Annotated in this window: 19 protein-coding genes and 1 tRNA gene; 3 read left to right on the top strand and 17 right to left on the bottom strand. The window is 61.3% G+C overall.

Going from position 1 to position 21,411, the window contains the following annotated elements:
* Positions 1 to 47: 47 nt before the first annotated feature.
* The 14 genes from ACNKH3_RS01045 to bamE form a co-directional block, all read right to left on the bottom strand.
* Positions 48 to 992, bottom strand: coding sequence for a SurA N-terminal domain-containing protein (locus ACNKH3_RS01045; protein ID WP_417916595.1), 945 nt, complete (start codon positions 990 to 992; stop codon positions 48 to 50).
* A 52-nt stretch (positions 993 to 1,044) separates the two neighbouring features.
* Positions 1,045 to 3,135, bottom strand: a complete 2,091-nt coding sequence (gene pnp / locus ACNKH3_RS01040; protein WP_420207921.1) for a polyribonucleotide nucleotidyltransferase — start codon at positions 3,133 to 3,135, stop codon at positions 1,045 to 1,047.
* A gap of 70 nt (positions 3,136 to 3,205) precedes the next feature.
* Positions 3,206 to 4,186, bottom strand: coding sequence for a TerC family protein (locus ACNKH3_RS01035; protein ID WP_420207920.1), 981 nt, complete (start codon positions 4,184 to 4,186; stop codon positions 3,206 to 3,208).
* A 75-nt stretch (positions 4,187 to 4,261) separates the two neighbouring features.
* Positions 4,262 to 4,531, bottom strand: coding sequence for a 30S ribosomal protein S15 (gene rpsO / locus ACNKH3_RS01030; protein ID WP_420207919.1), 270 nt, complete (start codon positions 4,529 to 4,531; stop codon positions 4,262 to 4,264).
* Between the two features lie 330 nt (positions 4,532 to 4,861).
* Complete coding sequence (gene truB, locus ACNKH3_RS01025; RefSeq protein WP_417916681.1) at positions 4,862 to 5,599, bottom strand: tRNA pseudouridine(55) synthase TruB; 738 nt, start codon at positions 5,597 to 5,599, stop codon at positions 4,862 to 4,864.
* Complete coding sequence (locus ACNKH3_RS01020; RefSeq protein WP_420207918.1) at positions 5,596 to 6,621, bottom strand: DHH family phosphoesterase; 1,026 nt, start codon at positions 6,619 to 6,621, stop codon at positions 5,596 to 5,598. The genes truB and ACNKH3_RS01020 overlap by 4 nt, the downstream gene beginning before the upstream one ends.
* A complete protein-coding gene (rbfA, locus tag ACNKH3_RS01015; RefSeq protein ID WP_420207917.1) occupies positions 6,590 to 7,012 on the bottom strand; it encodes a 30S ribosome-binding factor RbfA in 423 nt (140 codons plus the stop codon). Before rbfA ends, ACNKH3_RS01020 begins: the two co-directional genes overlap by 32 nt.
* Before the next feature lie 18 nt (positions 7,013 to 7,030).
* Entirely contained in the window at positions 7,031 to 9,709 is a 2,679-nt protein-coding gene (gene infB / locus ACNKH3_RS01010; protein WP_420207916.1) for a translation initiation factor IF-2, read from the bottom strand.
* Between the two features lie 53 nt (positions 9,710 to 9,762).
* The gene (locus ACNKH3_RS01005) at positions 9,763 to 9,981 is read right to left on the bottom strand and encodes a YlxR family protein (RefSeq protein WP_417915723.1); all 219 of its coding nucleotides are present in this window, start codon (positions 9,979 to 9,981) and stop codon (positions 9,763 to 9,765) included.
* 6 nt (positions 9,982 to 9,987) lie between these two features.
* The gene (gene nusA, locus ACNKH3_RS01000) at positions 9,988 to 11,283 is read right to left on the bottom strand and encodes a transcription termination factor NusA (protein ID WP_417915722.1); all 1,296 of its coding nucleotides are present in this window, start codon (positions 11,281 to 11,283) and stop codon (positions 9,988 to 9,990) included.
* Positions 11,284 to 11,310: 27 nt separating this feature from the next.
* Positions 11,311 to 11,778 (bottom strand): ribosome maturation factor RimP, encoded by a 468-nt coding sequence (gene rimP / locus ACNKH3_RS00995; RefSeq protein ID WP_417915721.1) that lies wholly within the window; start codon positions 11,776 to 11,778, stop codon positions 11,311 to 11,313.
* 151 nt (positions 11,779 to 11,929) lie between these two features.
* Positions 11,930 to 12,005 (bottom strand) — tRNA-Gly (locus ACNKH3_RS00990).
* 131 nt (positions 12,006 to 12,136) lie between these two features.
* A complete protein-coding gene (locus tag ACNKH3_RS00985; RefSeq protein ID WP_420207915.1) occupies positions 12,137 to 12,766 on the bottom strand; it encodes a YqaA family protein in 630 nt (209 codons plus the stop codon).
* Positions 12,763 to 13,140, bottom strand: coding sequence for an outer membrane protein assembly factor BamE domain-containing protein (gene bamE, locus ACNKH3_RS00980; RefSeq protein ID WP_420207914.1), 378 nt, complete (start codon positions 13,138 to 13,140; stop codon positions 12,763 to 12,765). Before bamE ends, ACNKH3_RS00985 begins: the two co-directional genes overlap by 4 nt.
* A gap of 346 nt (positions 13,141 to 13,486) precedes the next feature.
* Here bamE and ACNKH3_RS00975 point away from each other — a divergent pair, with 346 nt between their 5' ends.
* Positions 13,487 to 14,371, top strand: a complete 885-nt coding sequence (locus tag ACNKH3_RS00975) for an outer membrane beta-barrel protein (RefSeq protein ID WP_417915718.1) — start codon at positions 13,487 to 13,489, stop codon at positions 14,369 to 14,371.
* Positions 14,372 to 14,446: 75 nt separating this feature from the next.
* Here the strand turns inward: ACNKH3_RS00975 and ACNKH3_RS00970 are convergent, their stop codons facing one another.
* The 3 genes from ACNKH3_RS00970 to ACNKH3_RS00960 form a co-directional block, all read right to left on the bottom strand.
* A complete protein-coding gene (locus tag ACNKH3_RS00970) occupies positions 14,447 to 15,586 on the bottom strand; it encodes a M20/M25/M40 family metallo-hydrolase (RefSeq protein WP_417917145.1) in 1,140 nt (379 codons plus the stop codon).
* Positions 15,587 to 15,757: 171 nt separating this feature from the next.
* Entirely contained in the window at positions 15,758 to 15,940 is a 183-nt protein-coding gene (locus ACNKH3_RS00965) for a hypothetical protein (protein WP_420207913.1), read from the bottom strand.
* Between the two features lie 13 nt (positions 15,941 to 15,953).
* The gene (locus tag ACNKH3_RS00960) at positions 15,954 to 19,082 is read right to left on the bottom strand and encodes an ATP-binding protein (RefSeq protein WP_420207912.1); all 3,129 of its coding nucleotides are present in this window, start codon (positions 19,080 to 19,082) and stop codon (positions 15,954 to 15,956) included.
* Positions 19,083 to 19,261: 179 nt separating this feature from the next.
* Here ACNKH3_RS00960 and ACNKH3_RS00955 point away from each other — a divergent pair, with 179 nt between their 5' ends.
* Both ACNKH3_RS00955 and hflK read left to right on the top strand, forming a co-directional pair.
* Positions 19,262 to 20,209 (top strand): rhomboid family intramembrane serine protease, encoded by a 948-nt coding sequence (locus ACNKH3_RS00955; RefSeq protein WP_420207911.1) that lies wholly within the window; start codon positions 19,262 to 19,264, stop codon positions 20,207 to 20,209.
* A 71-nt stretch (positions 20,210 to 20,280) separates the two neighbouring features.
* Positions 20,281 to 21,408, top strand: a complete 1,128-nt coding sequence (gene hflK, locus ACNKH3_RS00950; protein ID WP_420207910.1) for an FtsH protease activity modulator HflK — start codon at positions 20,281 to 20,283, stop codon at positions 21,406 to 21,408.
* Positions 21,409 to 21,411: the final 3 nt, after the last annotated feature.

Genomic DNA, 21,411 nt, shown 5'->3' with positions numbered 1-21,411 from the left:
TGTCTGCGCTGAGGGTTGTTTTGTTTGACCGCCCGGCTGCGGCGCCGTCATAATATCCTGATATAGGCCCCGCTGCGGATTTCCTCAATCCACGTTTTGTAGCGAGCCTCCATCTCCTGCTGATGGAGCAGCTCGTGAATCTCCTCCCGCACTGACTCATAAGGCGCCTTGACCGCATCCTGCCCGTCGGCGAGAAGTTTGAAGAGCATCAGGCTCTCCGAGGTCTCCACCACCGGACTGATGCCGCCAGGCTTGAGCGCGGTCACGGCCTCCCGCATGTGCGGAGCCATCTCGTCCGCCTTGAACAGGCCGATGTCGCCGCCGTCCGCCGCCGAGGGCAGCTCGGAATGCCGCCTGGCCAGCTCTTTGAAATCTTCTCCAGCCAGGGCGCGCTGACGCACCGCCTCAGCCTTTTGCCGGGCAGCGGCCTTGCCGCCGCTGCTGAAGCCGATCTGCAAAAGATGATAGCCTGCGGCCTTGGCAGTATACTCTTTATTATAATAGTCTCGTATTTTTTCTTCCGGCACCACCACCTTGGAGCGGACAGCGTAGCCGACCAGCCGGGAGCTGAGCAGCTGCTCGCGGAGGCTGTCGCGGTACTGCCGCTCATTCAGGCCCATCTTTTTCAGCTCGGCTTGGAAATCCGCCTCGCTCATTCCGCCTCGCTCCAGAATCTGCCGCCGGGCCTGCTCGACCTCCGCCTCGCTGACAGCGACGCGCATCTGCTCGGCCTGCTGAAGAATCAGGCGCTTCTCAATCAGCCGCTCCAGCGCCGTCCGCCGGGCCTGGCGCATCGCCTCGTCCCGCTGGCTGAACGGCGCCTCGGCTTTGATCCGCTCGGCAATCGGCCTGACCGCCTCCTCGACTTCGGACACGGTGATGACATCCTGATTGACCACGGCGGCGCAAGCGTCAACCACTTCCGCAGACTCGGCCCAAGAGGCCAGCAGAAAAATGAGCGCGGCCAGACTGCTGCATACTCTCTTCGTCATCTCGTCTCCATGTCGTTGTCCGCAGGAAGCGGCGCGGTTGGCTGCAAAAAAATCAGACTTTGCTCTCCTCCATCGCCGCCTTGCGGCTGAGGCGGATGCGGCCCCGGCTGTCAACCTCCAGCACCTTGACCTGCACCTTGTCGCCCTCTTTGAGGACATCCTCGACCTTGGCGACTCGCTGCAAAGCCAGCTCGGAGATATGCACCATGCCGTCCGTGCCGGGCAGAATTTCGACAAAGGCACCGAAATCCTTGATAGTTTTTACTGTGCCGTTGTAAATCCGGCCCACTTCCGGCATGGCGGTCATGCCCTCGATGCGGGCGAGCAGGGCGGCGGCGGACTCGTTGCTCTTGGCGAAAATCTTCACCGTGCCGTCGTCGTCCACGTCAATCTTGGCATCAAACTCCAAGGTCAGCTCGCGGATGATCTTGCCGCCCGGTCCGATGATGTCGCGGATTTTGTCCTGGCTGATTTTGGTGGTCACGTACTTGGGCGCATGGTCGGCGATATCGGCGCGGGGAATGCCGATCACCTCGTGCATTTTCTCCAAAATGTGCAGGCGGCCTTCTTTGGCCTGCGCCAAGGCGTTGCCCATGATCTCGCGGCTCACGCCGTCGATCTTGATGTCCATCTGGAGCGAGGCGATGCCTTGGCTGGTGCCAACAACCTTGAAATCCATGTCGCCGAGATGATCCTCGTCGCCGAGTATGTCGGTCAGAACCACCACCTTGTCGCCCTCTTTGATCAGGCCCATGGCCACGCCGGAGACCGGCGATTTGATCGGCACGCCCGCGTCCATCAAGGCCAAGCTGCCGCCGCAGACCGTGGCCATCGAGGAGGAGCCGTTGGACTCCAGCACTTCGGAGGTGAGGCGCAGGGTGTAGGGGAAACCGGCGGGATCAGGCAGCACCGCCTCAATGCCCCGGCGGGCCAAGGTGCCGTGGCCGATGTCGCGGCGGCTGGGGCCGCGCAGGGGCCGCGCCTCGCCGACGCAGAAGGGCGGAAAGTTGTAATGGAGCATGAAGCGGCGGTAGACATCGCCGGTCAGCCCCTCGACATGCAGCTCGTCGCGCTCGGAGCCGAGCGTGGCCACAACCAGTGCCTGAGTTTCGCCGCGTGTGAAGAGAGCCGAGCCGTGGGCCTTGGGCAAAACGCCGACCTCGCAGCTGATGGGCCGCACTTCGTCATGGCGGCGGCCATCCAGACGGATGCCCTGCTCAACAATGCGGCCGCGCATGACTTTTTTCTTATACGCGTCAAGGATGTCAGCAACTTCCGAGCTTTTTTCATACAGTTCCGGCTCCAGAACAGCCAGCACCTCGTCAAGCAGCGCGTCGTAGCGGCTGTAGCGGGCCATCTTTTCCGGCGTGGCCACCACTTCTTCCATCCCAGCGGCCGCCAGCAGCTCAACTCTGGCCTTCAGTGTCTCGTTGACCACAGGCGGCGCAATCGTCCGCTTGACCTTTCCTGCCTCGGCCTGCATCTCCTTCTGCGCAGCGATGAGCAGCTGCACTGACTGATGGACAAAGAAAATCGCATCCAGCACCAGTTCCTCGCTCAGTTCCCCGCAGCGGCCTTCGACCATGACCACGGCGTTCTCCGTGCAGGCGACCACCAGATTGAGCGCGGATTTCGCGATCAGGCTCCTGCTGGGATTGAGGACGTATGCGCCGTCCACATAGCCGACGCGGGCGGCGGCCACCGGCCCGGCCCACGGCACATCAGACAGAGCCAAGGCGGCGGACGCGCCGTTCATGGCCAAAATGTCGGGATCCATCTCCGTGTCCGCTGAAAACACGGTGGCGATGACTTGGGTTTCCGATCTCCAGTTTTTTGGAAAAAGGGGCCGCAGTGGGCGGTCAATCAGACGGCTGGTCAGGATTTCTTTCTCGGAAGGGCGGCCAATCTCGCGGCGGAAGTAGTTGCCCGGAATCCGGCCTGCGGCGTAGAGCCGCTCCTGATATTCTATGGTCAAGGGCATAAAGCCCATGTCGTCTTTCGCTTTTTTCTCCGCCACCGCCGTGACCAGCACAACTGTGTCTCCGCAGGAGACCACCACTGAGCCGCTGGCCTGCTTGGCCAGTTTGCCGGTTTCAAAAACCATGCTGCGCCCGCCGATCTCAACCTCTGTCCTCTTGTACATGCAAACTCCTTTGCGTTCAGCTGTCCCGGGCTGATGGCCGGGTCTTTTCTTCTGCGTTATGATCAAACTTTCAGGCCGGTCTCCGCGCCTTCTCCTCCCTCCTGCTGGCGAGCAGCGAGGCGGCCACGCCTGCGCAGAGGATGCCCGCGATGATGCCCAAGGACAGGCCGGTGGGGATGGGATAATGATGCGAGAGGATCATCTTCACGCCCACATAAGCCAGCACCGCCACCAAGCTGAGCTTCAGATAGCGGAACTGGTCAATCATCGCGGCCAAGGCGAAATAAAGCGAGCGCAGGCCGAGAATGGCGAAGACATTGGAGGTGAAGACGATGAACGGATCCGTGGTGACGGCGAAAATGGCCGGAATAGAATCAACGGCAAAGAGCAGGTCGGTGCTTTCGATGATCAGCAGGACGAGAAACATTGGCGTAACCGCTTTTCTGCCATCGTCCAAGACAGTGAAAAATTTTTCTCCCTCAAATTTTGGCGAGACAGGAAAAAATTTCCGCGCCGCCCGGATGAGAAAATTTTTTTCCGGCTCAATTTCCTCGTCGCCGCTGAAAAGCATCTTGCCTGCGGTGAGGATGAGGAAGCCGCCGAAGACGTAAATCATCCAGTCAAAGGTTTGAATCAGGGCAGTTCCGGCCAGTATCATCGCCCCGCGCATGACCAATGCGCCCAAAATGCCCCAGAACAGCACCCGGTGCTGATATTTTCCCTCTACTTTGAAATAGGAAAAGATCATCGCAATAACGAAGATGTTGTCCAAGCTGAGAGATTTTTCAATAATGTAGCCGGTGAAAAATTTCAAGGCCGCATCCTTGCCGGATTTCAGCGCATGTTCACCAAGGCCGATGCCCAGCCAGTTATGGCTGTAGGCGTAAAAAATGAAAATGTTGAAGAGGAGGGCCAGCACCACCCAGAACATTGTCCAAAGAAGGGCCTCCTTGGCGGCAATAACCTTGTTCTGCTTGTGAAAAACGCCAAGATCAAGAAAGAGCAGGGCTAAAATCAGCAGAATGAAAAGAAACCAAGGAAGCAATGCCATGAGCTGTTTTTCACAAATGTCGGTTGGGAAGGCTGTCTCCCGCCGCAGCAGCGGCAGGAGACGGGGCAGGGCAGGCTACTTCCTGATGCCCAGTGCCTGAATCACGGTGCGGTAGCGGTTGATGTCCTTCTTCCGCAGATAGGTGAGCAGGCTGCGCCGCTGGCCGACCAGCTTGAGCAAGCCGCGGCGGGAATGATGATCCTTGGCGTGCGTCTGGAAATGCTCGGTCAGGTAGGTGATGCGGTCGGAAATCAGCGCGATCTGCACTTCCGGCGAGCCGGTGTCGCCGTCGTGCGCCGCGAATTTGCCGATGATTTCTTTTTTCTTTGCTGTGTCTTGCGCCATGATTGGCCTCCGAGAAGGTGCGTCCTTCCGCTGTCGGCAAAGCCTGTTGTTCCTCAGCCTCGCCGGAGTCTGGATACATAATGCCTGCGGTTCCGCATCCGAGGAATGAGATGCGGCAGACAGCCGCTGCTCCGCCCTGTGCGGAACAGCCGTATTCCCGCAACGTTACGTTGCCGGTTCCGCCTTTTTCCATGCGAAGGCGGTTGAGCGGAGCCGAAACCGCCGACCGGGCCGCTGCCTTCGACTCCGCTCAGGCAGCTTTTTGCGTCTGCAAAACTTGTCAGTTTAACGTTGCAACAGCAGCAGGGGCGAAAAATTTTTCGCCCCTGCTCAAGTCCGGGCCAGAGCCTGTTCCACGGTCTGCATTTTAGCTTGCAGAACGGCCAGCGCGTCCGGGCTGTTGGCGGCAAAAAGCTGCGCCCCGTCCGCCGCCTCTTCAACCGTGAAACCGCCGCTGCGGGTGCGGCGCAGGGCGGTCAGATGCGCCCCGCAGCCGATCTTGCGGCCAATATCCGCCGCTAAAACCCGGATGTAGGTGCCCCGGCTGCATGAAACGGTCAGTGTGAGACGGGCCGTCAGCGGATCGTAACTGTTCAGGTCAAGACTGTAAATTTCTATCGCCTTGGCCTCTTTTTCTATCACAATGCCTTGACGGGCGTAGTGATACAGCGGCTTGCCCTGATACTTGGCAGCTGAGTAGGCTGGCGGAGCTTGCAGCTGCGGGCCGACAAATGCCGCCAGCAGCGCGGCCAGCTCATCCTCGCGCAGCTCCGGCACTGGCCTGACCGCTGTCACTGCGCCTTCCGGGTCAAGGGTCTCTGTTTCCTGGCCAAGCTGAAGGACAGCCTGATAGGTCTTGCGTCCCGCCATGAAGCAGTCAATGCGCTTCGTCGCCTCCCGCCCGGCACAGAGAATCAACAGGCCGCTGGCAAAAGGATCCAGCGTGCCCGCATGACCGATTTTTTTCACGCCCAGCAGACGGCGCAGCTTTTGCACTATGGCAAAAGAAGTCGGCCCGGCAGGTTTGTCAATCAGAACAACTCCGGCGGCGGATTCAGCCAAACTCACTGCCTGCCCTGCACCAAAGCCTTTTCTAGCACCGGCAGAAGCAAATCCCGCACCTGCTCCATGCTCTGGCCATGCAAACGGAAGCCCGCCGCGTTTTTATGGCCGCCGCCGCTAAACTGGGCCGCAGCCCAGGCCACGTCACAGTCGCCCTTGGCCCGGATGCTGACCGAAACCTCGCCGTCCTCGCGCTCCTTGAGAAAGACCGCCGCCCGCACTCCCTTGATGGAGCGGGGAAAATTGATCAGATTGTCGCAATCCGCATAATCCGTGCCGGTCGTCTCCAGCATTTTCTGCGAGACTTGAATCACTGCCACTTGGTCGTCGAAAAAAGTCTGGAGAGTGGAGAGCACGAGCTGCATGAGCTGGAGGCTGCCGAAAGAGGCGTTGTCATAGAGCCGCTGACAGATCGCGGCGGGCCGCACACCCCGGTTGAGCAGACGGCCTGCCACAGCGAAGGTGTGCGCCGTGGTGCTGTCGTACTGAAAGGAGCCTGTGTCGGTGACAAGGGCGGTGTAGAGGCATTCGGCAGCCTCCAAAGACATGTTTTCGGCAGCTCCCAGCTCGGCAGCCAGATCATACACCATTTCGCCGGTGGAGGAGCGGCCCGGCTCTATCCAGAGCAGCTCGCCGAACCCATCGTTGCTCTGGTGGTGGTCAATCACCGCAAAGGGCCTGATTTCGCGCAGGGCTGCCGCGTTCTTGCCCAAGCGGGCCATGTCGCCGCAATCCAAGCAGATGCCCATGATGTCCGGGCCGCACTCCTGAGCAAAGGCGAGGACGCGCTCGATATCGCTTTCCCAGCGCAGCCCAGCGGCAAAACGGCTGTGCAGCTCCGGCGGCGGTTCCTCCAGATAGCAAAGCACCTGTTTGCCCAGCGCAGTCAGAATTCGCGCCAAGCCGAAGAGCGAGCCAAGCGCGTCGCCGTCCGGGCGGACATGCGTGGCCAGCACAAAATTGCCTGCCGCCTGCACTGCCTGCGCAATCGCTTTTTTACCCACGTCCGCCGCCTTCTCCGTCCTCACCTGCTGGCTCCTGGCTGCGGATCTCCCTGAAAATGCGCTCCAGCCGCTCGGCTTCCTCGCTCTGCCGGTCATGATAGAAGAGCAGATCGGGGGTGCGGCGCAGGTTCAGCGTTTTGGCGAGATGCGAGCGGAAAAAGCCGCTGGCGTGCTGCAAGGCTTTGAGAATTGCCGCAGCGTCCGCTCCCTCCGGAACAGTGAACCAAATCTTGGCCAGCTTCAGGTCAGGCGAGACCTGCGCTCTGGAAAAAGACACCCGCAGCAGCCGGGCATCCTGCACTTCCTGGCGCAGGAGCATGGCCAGCTCCTGCACGACCGCTTCAGCTATCCGGTCCGGGCGCGAGCTTTTCGGCTTGCCCAGTCCGGGCAGGGTGAAATTGAATTCCTGCCTCATCGCGCAGCCTCGCTTGATTTAAAGGGTGGCGGCGATTTTATCCACATGGAAGGCTTCCAGCGTGTCGCCGACCTTGACATCATTGAATTTTTCGATGCCGATGCCGCATTCGTAGCCTGCTGCGACATCTTTCATGTCATCCTTGAAGCGGCGCAAGGAGGCAATTTTGCCGGTGTAGATGACCACTGACTCGCGCAGCACCCGGATATGGGCATTCCGCTCGATTTTGCCTTCTGTGACCACGCAGCCCGCTATGTTGCCGATCTTGGGCACGGAGAATATCTCGCGCACCTCGGCGGAGCCGATCACCCGCTCGCGCAGCTCAGGATCAAGCATTCCCGCCATAGCCTTCTCGATGTCCTCAAGAGCGTGGTAGATGACATCATAGGTGCGGATGTCCACGCCTTCGCGGTCGGCCAAATCTTTGACCTTGGCCGACGGTCGGACGTTGAAGCCGATGATCAGCGCATCTGAAGCTGAGGCCAGCAGAATGTCGTTCTCGGTGATCGCGCCTGCGCCCTCGTGCAGCACCCGCACCCGCACCGCTTCGGTGGAGAGATTCTCCGCCGCCTGACCAAAGGCCTGCAAGGTGCCCTGCACGTCGGCGCGCAGCACCACGCGCAGCTCCTTCACCGTCTGCTCGGCCATCTTCGCAAAGAGGTTGTCGAGCGAAACTTTGGTGGCCGAGGCCAGCTCGGACTCGCGCACCTTGAGCTGGCGGGCATCAGAAAGGGCCTTGGCCATCTTCTCATCCTTGAGCACCATGAACTCGTCGCCTGCCTGCGGCACGCCGGACAGCCCCTGCACCTCGACCGGAATGGACGGTCCGGCCTCAGTCACCAGCTCGCCGCGCTCGTTCATCAGGCTGCGCACTTTGCCGCTGAACTGTCCGGCGATGAACCACTCGCCCACCCGCAGCGTGCCTTCCTGCACCAGCACCGTGGCCACCGGCCCCCGGCCTTTGTGCAGCTGGGCCTCGATGACCGTGCCCCGCGCCTTGCGCTTGGGATCAGCAGTCAGCTCAAGGATTTCCGCCTGCAACTGGATGCTTTCGAGCAGCTCGGCGATGCCAATGCCTTTTTTAGCTGCGGTCTCGCAGAAGATCGTGCTGCCGCCCCATGCTTCCGGGATCAGGCCGAAATCACCCAGCTCGCGGATGACTCGCGCCGGGTCGGCGTTGTCCTTGTCTATTTTGTTGATCGCCACCACAATCGGCACCTCGGCGGCCTGCGCATGAGCGATGGCCTCCTTGGTCTGCTCCATCACGCCGTCATCGGCGGCCACAACCAGCACGACAATGTCCGTGACCTTGGCACCGCGCGCCCGCATCTCGGTGAAAGCGGCGTGGCCGGGTGTGTCGACAAAGGTGATGTCGCCGGATTTGGCCTGCACATGATAGGCACCGATGTGCTGAGTGATGCCGCCTGCCTCGCCAGCGGCCACGTCAGTGCGGCGGATCGCATCAAGAATCGAGGTTTTGCCGTGGTCAACATGGCCCATGACCGTGACCACCGGGAAACGGGGCACACGCTCGCCGCCGGTCTCCTCAGCCTGCTGCAAGGCCTCCACGCCCAGCTCCTCAGTCATGCCCTGCTCGACCTCATAACCGAAATCGGCGGCGACCAGCGCGGCGGTATCCACGTCCAAAGACTGGTTGAGCGTGGCAAGAACGCCGAGCTTCATCAGCTTGGCAATGACCTCGCCCGCCTTGGCACCCATCCGTTTGGCCAGCTCGCCGACGGTGATGGTCTCAAAAACCGTGATCCGCCGCTTGATGGCTTTGGTCTCGCCCACCGGCTGGGGCAACGGCTTGCTCTTGGCCCGCTTGTCCTTCTTGCGGCGGCCCTGATAAAAATCATCGCCCCCCGCGCTGCCGTAGGCCTGCGGTTGACGGCCTCCGCCCTTGCCCCGGCTTCCGCCGCCTTTGCCGCCGCTTTTCGCCCGGCTTTCCTCTTCAGCGGAACCGCCGCGCTTGCCGCCTTTTTTCGCCGCGCCACCACCGCCGCCTCTGCGGGCAGGATCCGGAGCCGCCGCCGGACTGGCAGGCGCGCTTGCCGCCGCATTTCTTGCCGGACGAGCTGATGAGGGCGCCTGCGGACGGGAGGACGGGCCGCCTTGTCCCTGCGGCCTGCCGCTTCCGCCGCCTGGACGGCCTGCGCCGGAAGAACGTCTCGGCTCCTCCGCCGACACCGGCATCACCACTTGGCCGATGATCCGGGCCAGCCCTTTGGCCCGTTTCGGCGGCTGGGGCTGCTGCGGCCTCTCGCCGCCTGCCGACACGGGCGGCGCTTCAGAGGAGGTCAGGGCATTGCCCGGCTCCGCCGCAACCGCGTCGCCCGCTGCCGCCTGCATATCTTCATCCGCTTTTTTCCGCGCCGCCTGCTCCGCCGCTTTGGCCGCCGCCTCTTCAGCCTGCCGGGCCAAATGCTCCTTCTGATCCCGGGACCTGCGCCGGACCACCGATGCGCCCCCTTTGTCTGGCATCTCCGCACCTCTGTGTTTTGCGCCGATGGGTTTCTCCGTCATCTCAGCAGTCGCCTTGCCCAAGACCTTGCGGCGGATGTCGGCAGCCATGTCGTCATCAACTGTGGAACTGGCGCTTTTGATCGGATAACCCATTGCCGCCAGCTTGTCTGCCAGATCTTTGCTTTTGAGACCGGCTTCTTTCGCCAGATCGTAGATGCGGATCCTGCTCATCAATTGCTCCCGTAACCTTTCTTGCCCGTAGTATAACTGCAATTCGCAGCGGCTTAAAGACGAAACGCCCGCCTCAAGCCTTTTTTGTTCTTTTCCAGCCGGAGACGGCACGCGCCGCCCGGACAGCACCAGACCCCGCGCCCTGGCAGGCATCTGCCGCTGTCCTCGCGAAGGCCGCCGCCCTCAGCCAGCGTCAGGCGGATCAGCTCCGCCGCCGGACGCTTCTGACCGCAGCCTTTGCAGGTGCGGATCGGGACATGCCCCCGCCGCATGGCTGGTCAGTCTTCTGTCTCATCCTGCGGCAGGCCGGGAACCGGCTCCGCATCCGTCTTATCCGGCTGCTCCTGCCCGGCCTCGGCGGCCTGAATCTTCAGCAGCGCGGCTTCATCCTCATCCATGCCAGTCAGCCTGACAATCTCCGCCAGCGGCGCGGCGGCCAGCTTCTCCGGCGAGTCAATGCCCGCGTCAGCCAGCCGCTCCGCCTCGGCCTCGTCAATCCCGTCCAGCTCCAAGAGGCTCTGACAGCCCGGACTACTGAGGTTCTGATACGCTTTCTCGCTCTTCACATCAATGCGCCAGCTAAGGAGGCGGGCGGCAAGCCGCACGTTCTGCCCCTGCCGTCCGATGGCCAGCGAGAGCTGATCATCCGGCACAATGGCCAGCAGCGAGTGATTCGCCTCGTCCACCGCCACCGATATGACTTCCGCCGGAGCGAGGGCGTTGGCCACATAGCGGGCCGGATCGGGACTCCACGGCACAATGTCAATGCGCTCGCCCTGCAATTCCTGCACCACGTTCTGCACCCGCGCCCCTCGCACGCCGACGCAGGCGCCGACCGGGTCCACGTCCGACTCCGAAGAGGCCACCGCGATTTTCGCCCGGAAGCCAGGCTCGCGCGATGCCCCCATGATTTTGACGATGCCTTCAGCGATCTCCGGCACTTCCAGCTCAAAGAGCTTGATCAGAAACTCGTTGCAGGTGCGGCTGAGAAGCAGCTGCGAGTCGCGCGCGTCGTGGCGCACTTCCTGCAAATAGGCCCGGATGCGGTCGCCCTGCTTGTAGGAGCGCTTGGGAATCTGGCCCTCGCGCGGCAGCACCGCGTCGGTGCGGCCCAAGTTGACGATCATCTTGCCGCGCTCGAAACGCTGGACGATGCCGTCCACAATCGAGCCTTCGCGGTCGCGGAACATGTCGAAAACGACCTCGCGCTCCGCGTCGCGCATCTTGTGAATGATCACCTGCTTGGCGGACTGAGCGGCGATGCGGCCCAGCTCGGCGACGTTGTCCAGCTTTTCGCCGAGATCCTCCTCCAGCTCGATGTCCGGTGCCAGCTTGCGGGCCTCGTCAATATGAATCTCCGACTCCTCGTCCCAGACATCATCGACCACAGTGCGGTAGCGGAAGACCTCAATCTCGCCCAGCGTCTCGTTGTACTGCACCTCCACGTCGCGCTTGCCGCCGTATTTTTTCCGCACCGCCGAGCGCACCGCCTCTTCAATCGCCTCGATCATCAGGGTGCGGTCTATGCCTTTGTCGCGGCAGATCTGATCCAGTATCCGTTTCAATTCTGACATGCTCTTCTCCTCTCGGTCAGCCGCCCGCTACAGGCAGAGCCTGGCCCTGGCCACTGCGTCCAGATCAATTGTCATCAGCCCGCCCTGCTCCGCAGCCAGCGTGATCTGCTGTTTTTCCGTGTCTGCCGCTGCCAGCGTGCCGAAAAAGGCATGCTCGCCGTTGACCGGCTCCTTGAGTTTGATTTTGGCCCGGCGGCCTGCGAAGCGGACAAAATCCTCGATCCGCTTGAGCGGGCGTTCAGCACCGGGCGAGGAGACCTCCAGCGTGTAGGCGTGGCTGATGACATCCTCGGCCTCCAAGCGAGCCGCCAGCTGGCGGCTCACCGAGGCGCAGTCGTCAATGCCCACGCCGCCTTCGGCCCGGTCGATGAACAGCCGCAGCACCCAGCCGCCAGACTCCTGCCGAAACTGCGTCTCGACCAGCTCCAGCCCCATTTCCTCCGCAATCGGACGGACGAATTCCTCCGCCGCCCTGACAACCCGGTCTCCGCTCACAAGCCGCCTTCCTTTTCTCCGCCAGCAGGATTTGCCCCGCTTCGTGCGACACCAATAAAAAAAGCGGGCATAGCCCACTTTCACAATACCTCAGCAATGCGTCCGCTTCCGCCGCAGCGGAATGAACCGAAAAGCTGACAAATCTGCATCATGGAGCGGGTAACGGGGTTCGAACCCGTGGCCCCAAGCTTGGGAAGCTTGTGCTCTGCCAGCTGAGCTACACCCGCTCGCAAAACCGGAAGCATTGCCGTCCGCAGATGGACAGGCGCATCCTGTCAGCTCATTCGGACTCTGTATATAGTCAATCCGGCAATTTTTGTCAAGCGGCAAGACAGGGAATGCCGTCAGCCGGAGCTGACTACAAGGCCAGCTTCATGAGCGCGAAGCCGCCGATCAGAAGAAGAAGGAAAATTATTGTCAGGATATTGAAATATTTGCGGATGAAATACTGCACCGGCGCGCCGAATTTGTAAATCAGCGCCGCCACCAGAAAAAAACGGGCCGCCCGCGAAACAATTGAGGCCAGTATAAAAGTGAAAAAATTCACTTTGCACACGCCGGCGGTGATGGTGAAAAGCTTATAAGGCAGCGGCGTGAATCCGGCGGCGGCCACAGCCAGCGCATCGTGCTGCTGATACATGTCCCGCACCATGTCGTATTTTTCCGCCAGCCCGTAGATCGAGACGATTTTCATGCCAAGAGTGTCCATGAATGCCAGGCCGAGACCATAGCCCAGCGCGCCGCCGATGACCGAGCCGACAGTGCAGACTGCGGCGAATTTGAAAGATTTTTTCGGCGCGCCGACGCAGAGGGCGACTAAAAAGACATCAGGCGGAATGGGAAAAAAGGAGGATTCCGCCAAGGCGATGAAAAAGAAGACCCACAGTCCGGCTGGAGTCTGAATCCACGCCATGCAGCGGAGATAGATGCGCTGCATCAGAGAAAGTCTGCGGACCGCCGCGCCGCCGTCCTGGTCAGTTTGGCTCATCGCACGTCCTCCCACTGGGCATCTTTCTTCCATGCCAGATCATCTTTTTTCAGCAGCCGGAACTCGCAGGAGGCCACCTGCTCGCCGTTGAGCGTGACGACCACCATTTCCTGGCTGGCCGGATCGGCCAGCCTGCCCACCAGCGGCAGGCCGCCCAGCTGCCCTTTGCGGGTCTCCGAGTACAGATATTCCTCCACGCCCGGTCCGACCGTGCGGCGGCCATCCGGCTCGCCCAAGTAGCGCAGCACGTCTTTTCGGGTCGATTCGCCGGGCTTGATCAGGGCCGCGTCCGATGCGAGATGGCGGACCGGCTTGAAGGAGCAGCCGCCCGTCACAGCAAGAGCTGCAAGCAGGAAAAAAAGCAAATGCCGCATGAGAGAAACCTCCGCTCTGGTGTTCAGTTTGAAAAAGTGATGAGAAAAGCCGCAGGCCGCAGTTTTTCATCTTACACGGTCCGGCGCTGATCTTCAATCCGAACTGCGCCGGGCAGGGGAGGGTGTTAAAAATTGTCTTCCTCGCCTGCAAAGCGGCGGCAGCGGCGCGGGCAGACCCGTTCTTGACAAAAAAAATCCTGTGCAATCAAAAGGAAAAGAGCTTGGTGCAAAAAATTTTACCGGCCCGATTCCCCTTGCTTTTCACGTGATGTTCCAGTATCATAAATGAGTGAGATGCCGCTGAAGCGGCGCGGCAAAGGCAGAGCAACCTGAACAAAAAGGGGAGATGATGAAAAAAATAATGAGCGTGGCGGCGGCTTCGGTACTGCTCTTTGCGGCAGCGGGCGACAGTGTCGCCGGTTCCAAGTACAAACCGCCGAAAGGGCCAGCGGCGGCAGGCTGTCCTGGCGACTGCCAAGATCAAATTGACGTGCTGAATTCCAGTCAAGCCAGACAGGATGAGCAGATCAATGCCCTTCAAGCTGACCAAGGCCGTCAGGACGCTCAGATCAGCGCCTTGGAAGGCGGCCAGGCCCGTCAGGACGAGCAGATCATGGCCAACAGCGCCCGGCTTGACCAGCATGATCAGACGTTGAACGCCCTGAAAAACCGCAGGCACGACCAGTACAATCCGTGGTACGTCAAAGGCGTGGCCAGATTGGTCTGGAGCGGCTCAATGGATATTGACAAGGCTGAGTACGGCTACAAGGGCGAGACAGACACCGGCTACGGCTTGGGGCTGGCCGGAGGCCGCCGCTTCGGCAACTTCCGCGCCGAGGGCGAGATGGCCGCGCAGACAGCTGATTTCGCCACGGCAGGGTTGTCTGAGCTGACCGTCAAGACTTTGATGCTGAACGGTTTTTATCATGTTCCGGTGCCCGAATTCTGGGTCTTCGGCAGAAATTGCAACACGCTTTCGGTCTATGGCATGGCGGGCATGGGCGCGGGCAAGGCGGAAGTGACCTTTGACGACGATGTCGAAGACAGCGACACCGGCTTCGCCTACAAAGTCGGCGCGGGCGTGGCGTATGATTTTGCCGCCAACATGGCACTGGATCTGGGCTACGAATACATGCGCACCTCATCCTTGCAGCTCGGCAATGAGGAGCACACCCTGTTCAATGACGTGAAGACCAGCTCTGTCAACGCCGCCCTGAGATACTCCTTCTGACACGGCAGGAAGAACCAGTCTGTCTTGTCAGCCCGCTCCTGCGCATGATTTTTTTTGCGCAGGAGCTTTGTTTTTTCATGCAGCCGCCAAAGCCAGCGCCAGCTCAGTCAGCCGCGCCATGTCGTCCAAGCTGACCTCTTCGGCGGTTGAATGGACATTGGTCATGCCGGTGGCGACAATCGCGGTCGCCAGACCGCAGCCGTTGAAAATGTTCGCGTCGCTGCCGCCGCCTGCGATTTCATAGCGCAAGTCCATGCCGACACGCTCCGCAGCCGCCGCAATCCGGCGGACCACCGCGTCGTTCATGTTCAATCTCATGGCCGGAAAATCCAGCTCAGCCTGAAAATCCAGCTCCGGCGCGCGCCCGGACGAATCGCGCCAGCCAGCGACGGTCTTGTGGAAAACAGCTTCAATCTCCTTGTGCAGCCGCTCCAGCTTGTCCAGAGAATGACTGCGGATTTCCCCTTCAATCAGCACCTGCTCCGGCACGATGTTGGTGGCTGTTCCGCCGTGGATGGTGCCGAAATTGGCTGTAGTTTCATGGTCAATTCTGCCGCAGGGCGCGGCGGCCAAAGCTTTGGCGGCCAGCATGATGGCGTTGATGCCCTTCTCCGGGTGCAGGCCGGCGTGGGATGCCGCGCCCTTGACCGTGATGCGCAGGCGTTTCGAGGCTGGCGCGCCGACAATCACCCTGCCAAAGCCGCTGGTGTCCAGCGCGTAGCCCATTTTCGCCCGGACATGCGCCGGGTTGAGGGCCTTGGCTCCGAGCAGGCCGGTCTCCTCGCAGGTGGTAAAAATGAATTCCAGCGGCGCATGCGGCAGCTTGCGCTCCTGCATCACCCGCCACGCCTCAATCAGGGCAGCGATGCCGGCCTTGTCGTCGCTGCCGAGAATCGTCCCGCCGCTGCTGGTGAATCGTCCGCCCTGCCGCAACACCTTGATGCCCCGCCCCGGCTCCACTGTGTCCAAATGGCAGTTGAAAAACAGCGGCTCCTGCGCCGCGTCGCCGTCAAAGCGGAAGATCAGATTGCCGCACTGAGAGCCGGTGCGGGCGGCGGAGTCATCCTCAAAAGGCGGCGGCGCACCCGCGCCGCAGAGCAGCTCCGTGACGAAAGCGGCCATGCGGCCTTCCTCGCCGGACGGGCTGTCGGTCTCGCAAAGCTGGATGAAGGTGCGGGCCAGCCGTTCCGAATTGACTAATTGGTGAAAGTTCATAGCAAATTGCGCATAAAGAGCGTCAAAACCTGTTGAGGTGACATGCTTGGATAAATCTGAGACATCAGACCTCTTGCAGTAAGATCAGACTGAAAGGACTTATGCAAGAGGTCTTTTGATTTCCAAAACCTTCCGACGAAAATCTATTGAGTAAGCCATACACAAGTGTAGTCATTTTATACTGCTTTGGCTATAGACGCACTGCCGCCGGAGCAGGCAGTCTCCACAGACGCTGCGCTGCGGCCGGGCGCAAGCGGTTCGGCGCAAAGCCATGCCGAAGCCGCCGCGCAGGGCTGTTTCCGCCTGAATGCGGCAGCGGAGCCGGAAAAAGGTGAGATGCTGCAAAGCGGTCATCGTGCCTTCCGCTTCAGTCCTTGCCGCAGCTGGCCAGAGCGGCCCGTCGCGCCGCTGTTGCCGCAGCCTCCGCCATTTCCGGGACGGCGGCCTCCTGCCGGGCGGCGGCGATGCAGCGGGCCATGGCACTGTACATCTCCTGCGCGTTGAAGGGCTTGCCGATGTGATCGCTCATGCCTGCGGCCCGGCTCTTCTCGCGGTCGTCCGCCATGACGTTGGCGGTGAGGGCGATGATCGGCAGATGCTGGTGCTGCGGCTGTTTCCTGATTGCCGCGCAGGCGGTGTAGCCGTCCATCACCGGCATCTGAATGTCCATCAGGACGCAGTCGAAACTGCTGTGCTCCAGCTTTTCAAGAGCCTCCTCGCCGTTGTCGGCGATGGTCACTTTGATGTCCTTGCGGCAGAGGAGAATTTTCGCCAGCTCCTGATTGAGCAGGTTGTCCTCGACCAGCAGCACCTTGGCGCCGTGCAGAACGGAGTAGTCCTGCTCCTCCTGCTCCTCGCCGTCCTCCCTGCTCTGCGACAAAACTGTCTCGAAAGGCAGGATGAAATAAAAGCGCGAGCCTTTGCCCGCCTCGCTCTCCAGCCAGATTCTGCCGCCTTGCAGCTCAATCAGTTTTTTGCTGATCGACAGGCCGAGGCCGGTGCCGCCGAACTTGCGGGTGGTGGAGCTGTCCGCCTGACTGAAGGACTGAAAGAGTTTGGCCTGCTGCTCCTGGGTCATGCCGATGCCGCTGTCGGCGACGCAGAACTGGAGCAGTATCCGCCCCTCCTCCTCGTCCCGCTCCAGCAGCCCGACGCTGACCTTCACGCCGCCCCGGCTGGTGAATTTCACCGCGTTGTTGCCGAGATTGATTAAAATCTGACCGAGACGGAGCGGGTCGCCCTTGAGCCGGGCCGGAACATTGTCCGCCACCTCGATGTCCAAATCCAAGCCTTTCTCCTCAGCCTTGAGGCCGATGATGTCGGCGAGGTTGTCAAAGACCTTTTGCAGGCAGAAAGGTATCTGCTCAATGTCCAGCTTGCCCGCCTCGATTTTGGAGAAATCGAGGATGTCGTTGATGATGCCGAGCAGTGACTGGGCGGAGTTGTGGACTTTCTGGATGTAGTTTTCCTGCTCCGGCGTGAGCTTAGTCTCCAAAGCCAGGCCGGACATGCCGATGATCGCGTTCATCGGGGTGCGGATCTCATGACTCATGTTGGCGAGAAACTCGCTCTTGGCCCGGCTGGCCGCCTCGGCCCGCTCCTGCGCTTCAGCCAGCTTCTGGTTGATGAACTCGTATTCGGTGATGTCCTCCAGAATGCCGTCAATCGAAAGCAGCGCGCCGCCGGGGCCGCGCACCGGATGCGAGGCGACCCGGATGGTGCGCAGGCTGCCGTCCGGGTGGATGAACTGCATGTCGTGCTGGACAAAATCGCTCTTGCCCTCGCGGATGCGGGAGAGATGCAGGCGGGCCTGCTCCAGCGATTCCGGCAGCCACTTGATCTGCTGCGTCCAAGAAAGCCCGCAGGTCAGTGCCTCCTTGGCGCAGCCGAAGACCGAGACTGCGCCGTCGCTGGCGTAGGTCCATTCCTCACGGCCCGGCTTCTGGCTGAAGACAACGAACTTTTCGCCGATGTCGTCCACCAGCCGCTGGTATTTCTCCTGATTTTCCTTGAGCAGCCGCTCCTCAGCCTTGCGCTGGGTGATGTCGCGCACCACCTGAATGATGGCCGCGCCGCCGCCGCTGTCGGTGAAGCGGGCTGCCGCGACCTCAAAAATTCGTCCGTCAAAGGTGCCAGGCAGATAGCAGACCGATTTTTCCTCGGCTAAAGCCTCGCTCACCTGCGCTTGGCACCACGGGTAATGGCCGTCCTTAGAGAGACCGCAGCAGCCGGTTGCGGTCAGGTCGCCGAACCAGTCCTTCATGGTCTGGTTCATGTAGCGCACCTTCTGCCGCTCGTCGATGATGATCAGGCCCAAGCCGATGCGGGCCAGCGCGTCAATGATCGCTGAAGCCTGCGCCTGCGCGCTGTGCAGCTCCGCGACCCGCATATTCAGCTCGGCGGTGCGCTCGCGCACCTGCTGCTCCAGTCCGGCGTTGATGCGGCGGATGGCACCTTCGGCCCGCGCCAGCTTCCACGCGCTGAAACAGATCACAGCGGCCAGCAGCAGGGAGACCCAGGCTGTCCTCTTGATGATGCTCAGTTTGATTGCGGCCAGCGCAGCTCCGTCCGTGCGGGAAACCACCTTCCAGAGTCCGCTGCGGTCCGGCGGCAGCAGTCCGTTCCGGTCTTTGAAGGGGCAGACTGTCGCCCAGACCCAGAGACTGCCCTTGCTGAACAGCGCGCCTTCTTGTTTGCGGAGGACATCCTGCCACTCTTCCGGCGCATAGTCGGACAGAGTCTGCTCCTCGGCCGGCTGCTGGCTGCCAGCGGCCAAGGCAGGCATGGCCAGCCGTTGGCCTGAGCTGCTGAATATCGCAATATGCTCTCTGATTGTGGCGGTGCTTTCAGCAAACTCGCGCAGCATCTCCTCAGCCGAGCACGTGAGCGTCAGCACGCCCAGCCTGCGGCCCTCCGCGCTGATCAGGGGCGCGGCAGCCCGGATGATCAGTTTGGCATCCTCGTCCGCGCTGATTTCCGGCTCCGAGAAATAGACCTGACCTGCTTGCAGCTTGGCGGTTTCGGTGAAATAAGGCTGGTCAGCCTTGCTGCGCAGGACTCCCGGCGGCATGATCTGCGGCCCGCCAGGCAGGCTGTCCACCCGCGCCCGTTCCATGCCTGTGCTGTCAAGCCATCGGATCTGCTGATATATCCTCACCTGATCATAGATATGCTTGTTGAGTAGGAACAGGACAAGCTCATTGCCCAGCCGCGCCAGACTCTCCTCGTCCGGCGCGGCGGCCAGCTCCGGCAGCTCCTTTTTGCCAGCCAGATGGAGCAGGTCGGTGCTGATGCTCCGCAGGCTGGCGGTGAGCAGGGCCGCGCCTTGGCCGACATGCAGGGTTTCCTGGGTTTTCAGGCTGTCCAGCTCGCTCTCCAGCTCAAGGCTGGCGTAAAAATACGCCCCGGCGAACAGCAGCAGCAACGCCGGGACAATCCGCTTGAGCAGCAGCGCGTCCTCGATCAGCCTGAGAGCCTGTGCATATATCCGTTTCATCGCTCTGTCTTCCATCTGCCTGCTGTTCCGCTTGAATGCGGACGATGCCCGAATTATCCTGCCAAACGGACAAAACGCACTATGTCATGCTTTGGCGAGCACCGTCAACACAATTCAGCCCTTTTCCGCCTGAATTTCCCGCCTTGACTCCTGTCCGCCCCGCGCTTATCATTTTGGAGATGAACGGGAACAATCCTGCCGGACTGCCCAGCGGCGCAGCCGGAGAGACGCTGGCCGACGCGCCGTGGACGCTGGCCGCCAAGGCTGCTCCGGCTGATCTGCGCGATTATTCGCTGGTCTTGAGCGCGGTGGGTATCGAGCATCAGGTCGACCGGCGGCACGGGGCAATTTTAGTCCGCCAAGAGCGGAGCGCGTCGGCCTTGGCCGAGCTGCGGGCCTATCGCGAGGAGAACTGCGGCTGGCCGCCGCCGGAGCAGCCCGCGCCGCCCTTTGTCCGCACCAGCGCGTGGCCGACTTTTTTCATGCTTGGCGGGCTGATGCTTGTTCATGCGGTCACCGGGCCGTGGCAGGCGGGCAGCCTTTGGTTCAAGGCCGGAGCAGTGAGCAGCCCCGCCATTCTGGAGCAGGGCGAATGGCAGCGTCTCGCCACCGCCCTCACCCTGCACGCCGATCACGGCCATTTGCTCGGCAACTGCGTGATCGGCGGGGCGATGGTGCAGCTCCTCTGCCGCACCGTCGGCTTCGGCACAGCTTGGTTCTCTCTTGTGCTCGCCGCCTTTCTGGGCAACCTGCTCAACATCGTCCTCCGCGCCGAGCCGCATTACTCAGTCGGCTTCTCCACCGCCGTCTTCGCGGCCATCGGCATATTCTGCGGACGGCAGCTCATCGGTGGCAGCTCCCTGCTCCGCCAGCTCATCCTGCCGCTGGGTGCCGGAGCCGGGCTTTTGGCCATGCTCGGCAGCGGCGGCGGCGAAAACAGCGCGCATCAGACCGATCTCGGCGCGCACCTTTTCGGCCTGCTTTGCGGGCTGGGCGGCGGCCTGATCCTGCGGGCGGCTGGCTGGGATCAGCAGGGCAGCCGCAGCCGCCTGCAAACCGCGCTCTTCGCCGCCGCGCTGCTTCTGATCGTCCTCTGCTGGCTGCTTGCCTTCCGAAAATACTTGTAAGACAGCCCGTTCCGGTTTTAAATGATTGCTCATCCGTCAACATTCAACTCAAGCAAAGGCACGCCATGCCCATGAACACGCCTCCCCCTTGGGGAAAAAAGAAGAAACCGGCTGATCCCGAAGAGTTTCTCGCCGATCTGATCCAAAAAGTCCGTGATTTCTTTGAAGAGCGGAGCGGGAAGGAGCCGAAGAAGAAAGAGCCTGCTCCGGAAGGCGGCGGCAGCGAGGGCGGCGGTTTCGCCGCCGGAGCGGGCAAAATAGCCCTCATCATCGCCGCGCTGTTTCTGCTGCGCGGGGTCTTCGCCTGTTTCTACACCATCGAGCCGGGCGAGCAGGGCATCGTCCTCCGCTTCGGCCAATACAGCCGCACTGCCGGGCCGGGCCTCAACTTCAAAATACCCTACATGGAAGACATGATCCGGGTGGATGTGGAGACTGTGCGCAAGGAGGAGTTCGGCCTGCAAAAAACAGTCCGGTCCAGCGGCGACGACAGCGAGTCGCTGATGCTCACCGGCGACAAGAACGTGATCGACGTGGCCTGGATCGTCCAGTACAAGATCAAGGATCCCTACCAGTACCTTTTCAAGGTCAGCAACGTGGCCCAGGCAGTGCGCGACAACTCGGAGACTGTGATCCGGCGCATTGTCGGCAACATGGATTTCGACTACGTGCTCGGCAACCGCATCACGCTGGCTGACATGGGCCGGCAGGAATTGCAGCGCGACCTCAACAAGCTGGAGACCGGCGTGGACATCGTCACCCTCCAGCTTTTGGATGTCACGCCGACCGACGAGGTCAAGCCCGCCTTCAACGATGTCAACGCCGCTGATCAGGACATGAAGCGGCTGATCAACGAGGCCGAGCAGGAGTACAACAAGGTGATTCCTGAAGCCAAAGGCACAGCCAACAAAATGATCGAGGAGGCGCGGGGCTACGCGGCGCAGCGGATCAATGACGCGAAGGGCGAGACCGCCCGCTTCAAAGCCATCGCCGCTGAATACGAGAAGGCTAAGGAAGTCACCCGCCAGCGCATGTATTTGGAGACCATGCAGAGCGTGCTGCCGCAGGTCCGGCAGCTCTACATCATGGACAGCGGCGCGCAGCCCGCGCTGCCCTTCCTCAACCTGAACGGCGCTGGGGACGACAGACCGCAGCAGCCCGTGCCCTTCCATCCGGCGCAGGAGGCCGTGACACGATGAGCC

The sequence above is a fragment of the Candidatus Electronema sp. JC genome, assembly GCF_048287365.2.
Lineage (GTDB): Bacteria > Desulfobacterota > Desulfobulbia > Desulfobulbales > Desulfobulbaceae > Electronema.
Note: the sequence above shows the minus strand (reverse complement) of the source record. Positions and strands in the feature narration are given on the sequence as shown.